The organism is Pseudovibrio axinellae (assembly GCF_900110875.1).
In the GTDB taxonomy this organism is placed as follows: domain Bacteria; phylum Pseudomonadota; class Alphaproteobacteria; order Rhizobiales; family Stappiaceae; genus Pseudovibrio; species Pseudovibrio axinellae.
Map to the genome: position 1 here is coordinate 1 of NZ_FOFM01000045.1, position 5,743 is coordinate 5,743.

The window sequence follows — 5,743 nt, forward strand, 5'->3', positions numbered from 1 at the left end:
AAATACGAAACGCTAAGTGTATGTTAATCCTGCCCGGTGGCTATGGCGGGGCGCCCCCACCCGATCCCATCCCGAACTCGGAAGTGAAACGCCCCTGCGCCAATGGTACTTCGTCTCAAGACGCGGGAGAGTAGGGCGCTGCCGGGCATGATGAACATACACATAAACTCTCCAAAATAAACACAACATCATTCATCAAAAAGCCCCCGAGCACAAAAAGCTCGGGGGCTTTTTGCGTTTGTATTTACCATCCCAAAACACTCCATCAACGCCGCCAGGCCTTGCCCCAGTGCGACACGGGAGGTCGCCATGAGCGCGGCAGGCGACATCTGCTGAGCTGGGGTTGGAGAAAGCACTGCGTGTTTGTTGGAGGTGAGCGGGTTGCGAGTGCGCTCACGATCAAGCAGAACCTATGCGACGTGCAGTTGTTGAGGCTTCAGGGCTGTCTAGAGGCGGCGTTTACTGGGAACCCCGTCAGCGGGGATAACAATGGGGCAGGCCTGCCATGGAGTGGTTCACGAGTGGGTGGGAGCGCGTTTGTAGGACAAAGACGATCTCACGTTTGATGAATTGGTGCAGGAGCTGGATGGCGCTCATGGTCTCAAGGTGCACCGCTCATCGGTTGGTCGCTTGCTGCTGCCTCTTGGATTATCGCATTAAAAAGGACGCTTGTCGCAACCCAGTGCAATCGTCTGGATGTAGAGCTTGTTCGTCATATCTGGATCCATAAGCGCCTATGCATAATAGTCTAGAACGATTTGTGTTTATCGATGAGACCGCGTTGAAAACCAATATGGCAAAATCTGCCGGATAGGCTCTCATCGGGGAGCGGCTATACGGAGAGGCACCGTTGTGGCACTGGAACACTCAGACCTTCGTCGCTAGCATGCGAGGCAACCGGCTGGACGCGGCGTGGATTATCAAGGACCCGATGACAGAGTTACATTCGACCATTACATCGAAAACCAGCTTTCGCCGACACTGACTAGGGGCGATGTCGTCATTCTTGATAATCTGCTCAGCCACAAAAGCCCAAATGCGGAAACAAGTTTGCGGGAGCGCGGTGCATGGTTTTTATTCCTCTCGCCCTACAGCCTGCACCTCGATCTAATCGAGATGGCATTTTCTAAGCTCAAGGCACTCAGCCGGAAGGCAATAGCAAGAAGGTATCGCGAGCTCTGGCAGGCTCTAGGAAAAGTTAGTGATCTCTTCACAAAGGATGAGTGCTACAACTACTTCAAAGCAGCAGGGTGCCGAACCGATTAAACGCGACATGCTTTAGTCCTTCAACTTATAAGCCACCTCTATAAAACAGCCCAGAAACCGAGGCTTCACAGGATCATTCCACCTGCGCCAACCATCCTTGAATATCCGTGATGACCTGATTGACCATACTTTCGCCGGTCACACTCTTGAAGGAGTGGGTCATATCCGGGTAGGATTTGTAGGTGACATTGGTTTTGTTCAACTCTGCCAGTTTCGTAATCTGTTCATCTACAGCTTGAGGAGAAACATTGATGTCCTTGCCACCTTGTACAATAAGAAGCGGACTATCGATTTGCTTAAGAATTTCCAGCTGATCAGAGCCAAGCATATAGCGCCACCAAGTGTACCCGTGATCACCCATGTTTAATTCAAATGGCTCGTTGTTCAGTACCTGACTTGCAAAGCCGGAAAACCCCTCAGTGTTTTCTTTTTCCTGCGCGTTTGAGCTGGAAGTGTGTTTGATGTTATAAAGGACTGTGTCCAAAAACTTGCGCCCACCTCCGTTCAGTGCAACGCTAGCCGTTACAAAGTCGGCTCTGGCAGCAATCATATTGGCCACCATCGCGCCTTCACTCCCACCAATCAAAACCACGCGCTTGTATGTTCCGCTTTCTTTCAGCTGATTGATAACCTTGATGTAATCTGTAGTCCGACGTTCAGGAGAGTCATTCCTGATGTAATCCACTGGGCAGTCGGGGTGAACATTATTGAGATCCCACACGAGATCCGAGGTGATGCCATATTTCTCAACAGTCAACACATCTGCTTCAGGCAGAACCAGCGAGAACTGTTCGTTGATCAGAGCATTGTGCGCAACGCTGTTGCAGTCAGAGCCTTGAATAAGAACAAGGAGGTCTGTCGCATCCTTCGAACTTTGAGACTTCAGATACATCGTGATTTCGCTGCCGTCTTCGCGCTCAAGATAAAGGTCAGATGCAGTAGCGCTCTGAGCTGTGGAGAGAACTGAGTATGCAATAGCGAAACTAACTAAACTAGATTTCATAGAATCCCCCAATATCAAACATAATAGGTGTACAGGGCCGTACAGAAAGGCTTTTCTGACTGAGCTCATCGCCCAAAGTGAGCTGCCAGTAATATGAAAATAGAGGCACTGAGCTGGTGCAGAAAAAAATTGCTGCAACAAAAGGGCGAGAGTGTGGAGTGAAAATAAATTTTGACAGTTTCAGATAAGCGGCACAAGTGGATCTAAAAGTGTTTCTGGCAAAGATTGACCGATAGGAATCTCAGACTCATAAGTTTGTGATTCATTTATTTTGGGAGGATCACAACCCGCCAGCTCCACTCTCTTTAGAACTACGTTGTTGCGCAAATCGAAATCCACTTACAGCTTGCCAACCCCATTAATTTTGGTGTCATAAAACGCGCTCGAATGTAGGCCGCGCGAGGGGCGTCAATTTGTTGAGAACAGCAACGCCAAATTTCGCTTCTGTGCTCTGATTGTCAAAGCTGCATGATTTGAGTTTACTCCCGATCACCTGATTAAAGCCCCCATCAGGGTTTATCCTCACGTGCGTTGCCCACATCCTGTCTGCTTTTACCAAGCCACTTTGCCAGTGGTGCGAACGCAAGCCATATCGCGGGCGCGTGGTGTCGGATCACTGGCAGCGTGAGAGCTGGGGACTGCGGTCTTGGGCGGCGCAATGATGACCTCAACCGCGTCAAATCGCTCTGCCAGTTCTTGTCTGATTGGCGCGCCATCATAGGCACCATCGCCAGGAAACTTGGCAATTGGGTCGTCAATCGGGTACTGTCGAGCACTGTTTTGTCAGCTTTAAACTTCCTGTTCCGCGTGACAAAGTTGAAAAACCAGGAACAGGTAAATCCAGCTGCATCAGGCGAAACAGCGAGCGCTCAAAACCCTTGGCATTGTCGTGGTGCTAAGCCGAACACCAACCTCACCTGTAAACAGGTTTCGATGGCAAGGCCTAAGAATTTCAAAGGACAGGCTGCAGCCTTGCTGCGTGGGGCGAACACTTTGTGTGGCTGGGTTATAATGATATAATTGTCGGAAAACTTAATACGATGACCCCGATTTGTGAATTCACCAGGTGATAATACAAGGCAACGATGAGGGCGTTGACGGCGTTCTTATTCGCGGTACAAAAGACACGCCGACGGTAGGATAGGCAGTGCAGGCTTGGACTGGTCTGTGCTTTAGCGGGTCTCCAGTCCTGAGGACTTCTATTGAATGGCGTAAAACTATACTCTCAATGTAGTCTGACACTCTTGGCGTAAAGACTTAGATGTTGGAGGTGAAAGCCCAGCTTAGTTTCACTACTCTGCCTAAAAGGTTGGCTTTTCTCCCAACTTTCAGACAGAGCAGAGGTGCTTGTTCTCGTTATTTCACGATAACGGGTTTGTCTTTTCTGAACTTCTTCATTGTTTCCTCGTCCAGGTTCAGGTGTGCTTGTACGAGTTTTGGCGGAATAAGGCCCAACCATTGGTTCAGGGAAAGGTCCGCAAAGTGATCTGAGCGGAAGATCTCAAGAAAATGCAGTGGTTCATCGCCAGTGTTCTGGAGATAGTGCCCCATTGCAAAAGGAACGTAGCCGACATCGCCCGCCTGATAGTTAAAGGTTCTTGAGCGACCTGCAGACGCAAACACTGTCATCCGAGCTTGTCCAGAAAGATAATATTGCCACTCATCACAGTTTGGATGCCAGTGCATTTCCCGCATACAGCCGGGGTCAACTTCGACCCAGGCCGCGGCGATGTTCTGCGAGACAGGGAAGTTTGAGGTATCCACGATGCGCACGCGACCGCCATCGACCTCCACAGGTGTTTGCTCAAACAGACGGTGGCTAAACGTTTGTGGCACCTTTCCAGCTGGCGCCGTGATTTCTTCTTCCTTCAGAGGACCGGTTTTGTGCCCGGGGAACAGATAGCGGGTGAAGTCAATATTATCTGGAATATTGTCGAAAGCGCTTTCATCGACCCCAAAGTTTTTGGCAAGGATCTCGCGCGGCGTGCGCTCAAACCAGTCCGTGAGCAAAAACGTTTCGTTCTCGGAAAAGTTTCCGCTATCAAATGCGAGGAGGAATTCACATCCATCCGCCAGTCCCTGAATCGAATGTGGAATGCCGGGTGGGAAGTACCAAAGATCACCTGGACCGACATCGTCTATGAAGTTTCGCCCGTCTGCATCGATTGCGGTAATTCTGGCGTGGCCTGCAATCATAAATGCCCACTCCGCTTCCTTGTGCCAGTGAAGTTCGCGGATGCCATAAGGCTTGAGACGCATATTCACCCCTGCGATCTCCGTGGCGACGGGGAGTTCGCGTATTGTTACCTCGCGTGCCCATCCCCCCTTCAAAATACGATTATGCGCAGCCGCATAGGGGAATTTGAGGTTTGGAACGGAACCGTGATCTGTGAGCGGGGGAGTTAGAACATCCGGGTTCTGACGTTCAATTTCAAAATTGCGCGGCCCTAAAATGGAGGCACCCATGTTGCCACGGATAGGTTCGACGTCAGATTGCGGGGGAGTTGGCTTTTTCACTTTTGCCTCACCTGTCAGGTTGTTTTTTGTTTGTTTCGGCGTCAGAAAAGAGAAATTTGGGTTCGCCGCGTCTATATCACCAACCTTCTCAAATAAATCTTATGAATTAGGAATTTGTATTCTAAAAGCATAAGTGTTTCCGGTATTTGATTGTATAAATTAATTCAATTACTTTATTTGTGTGTCTATTTTGGTCCGTAAAAGTTGAGTTTGTTTCCTGTCGAAGGAAGGCTGCTTTAGAATGCTGAAGTTACGCTTGATTTAGAGACCTGGATGCTGCGAGGCGGGGATATGTCTTGGGCATGTGGGGATAGATTTTGGTTGGCGGGGCATAAGTTCGGTTGAGCGGTGGTTTCTTATGTGTTGAGCCGGGTGCGTGCTGGTTTGGGCTTGTGCTGCTGGTTTTGGCTCTTTGATTACATAGCCACGTTGGAATACGCAGTTCTGCGCAAAGTTTCACAAACCCACGCAAAAGCGGTTTGCGGTGATGGCGCAACCCTATCGTGATCTCTCCTATATACGTGCGACCTCTCTTGTCCTCACCCGCATGCTCCATGCTCCATGCTCCATGCTCCATGCTCCATGCTCCATGTTCCGCGCTCCGCACTCCCGCCATTCTGTCTGTTCTTGTGTTCTTCGGTGGGGTCAATGTTTTCCCAGTGTCTGTGTAAATTGATGATTTGTTAGGGATTGGTGTGTGTGTAAGGGTGTAATTGGCTGTTTTCTGCGGGATTTTGGGTATGTATTTGGTCAGGTTTGGGTGTGTTTGTTGATATATGAATCTGGATTTTGGGTTTGAGTTGAGTTTTTTGCAGATAGTTTTGTTTTTTTGGAGATTGCGTGTTGACGGTTAGCGATGTGCCGCCTATAACCCGCTCCACACCAACGGGGCGGCGCACACAGGGCGGCTCAAGCGGTTAAAAACAGAAGGAATTACGGGGCTTTTTAAGGTTTTGT

Annotated in this window: 4 protein-coding genes and 1 rRNA gene; 3 read left to right on the plus strand and 2 right to left on the minus strand. The window is 49.6% G+C overall.

The features are described from left to right. Positions 1–32 precede the first annotated feature (32 nt). Positions 33–147, plus strand: a 5S ribosomal RNA gene (gene rrf, locus BMZ51_RS22950). A gap of 765 nt (positions 148–912) precedes the next feature. Continuing rightward, positions 913–1,266 (plus strand): transposase, encoded by a 354-nt coding sequence (locus BMZ51_RS22955; protein ID WP_082825698.1) that lies wholly within the window; start codon positions 913–915, stop codon positions 1,264–1,266. A 73-nt stretch (positions 1,267–1,339) separates the two neighbouring features. On the opposite strand, the gene BMZ51_RS22960 is transcribed toward BMZ51_RS22955, so the two are convergent. Further along, the gene (locus BMZ51_RS22960) at positions 1,340–2,269 is read right to left on the minus strand and encodes an alpha/beta hydrolase family protein (protein ID WP_068009381.1); all 930 of its coding nucleotides are present in this window, start codon (positions 2,267–2,269) and stop codon (positions 1,340–1,342) included. 624 nt (positions 2,270–2,893) lie between these two features. Between BMZ51_RS22960 and BMZ51_RS22965 the strand changes: the two genes are divergently transcribed. After that, entirely contained in the window at positions 2,894–3,289 is a 396-nt protein-coding gene (locus BMZ51_RS22965) for a hypothetical protein (protein WP_074882381.1), read from the plus strand. A 336-nt stretch (positions 3,290–3,625) separates the two neighbouring features. Here BMZ51_RS22965 and BMZ51_RS22970 read toward each other — a convergent pair whose 3' ends face one another. Continuing rightward, positions 3,626–4,786: an oxalate decarboxylase family bicupin gene (locus BMZ51_RS22970; protein WP_068009383.1), complete on the minus strand. Its 1,161-nt coding sequence runs from the start codon at positions 4,784–4,786 to the stop codon at positions 3,626–3,628. Positions 4,787–5,743: the final 957 nt, after the last annotated feature.

What these genes read in the sequence shown, in the direction of transcription:
- BMZ51_RS22960 (WP_068009381.1), bottom strand. Translation starts at nt 2,269, where the DNA reads ATGAAATCTAGTTTAGTTAGTTTCGCTATTGCATACTCAGTTCTCTCC.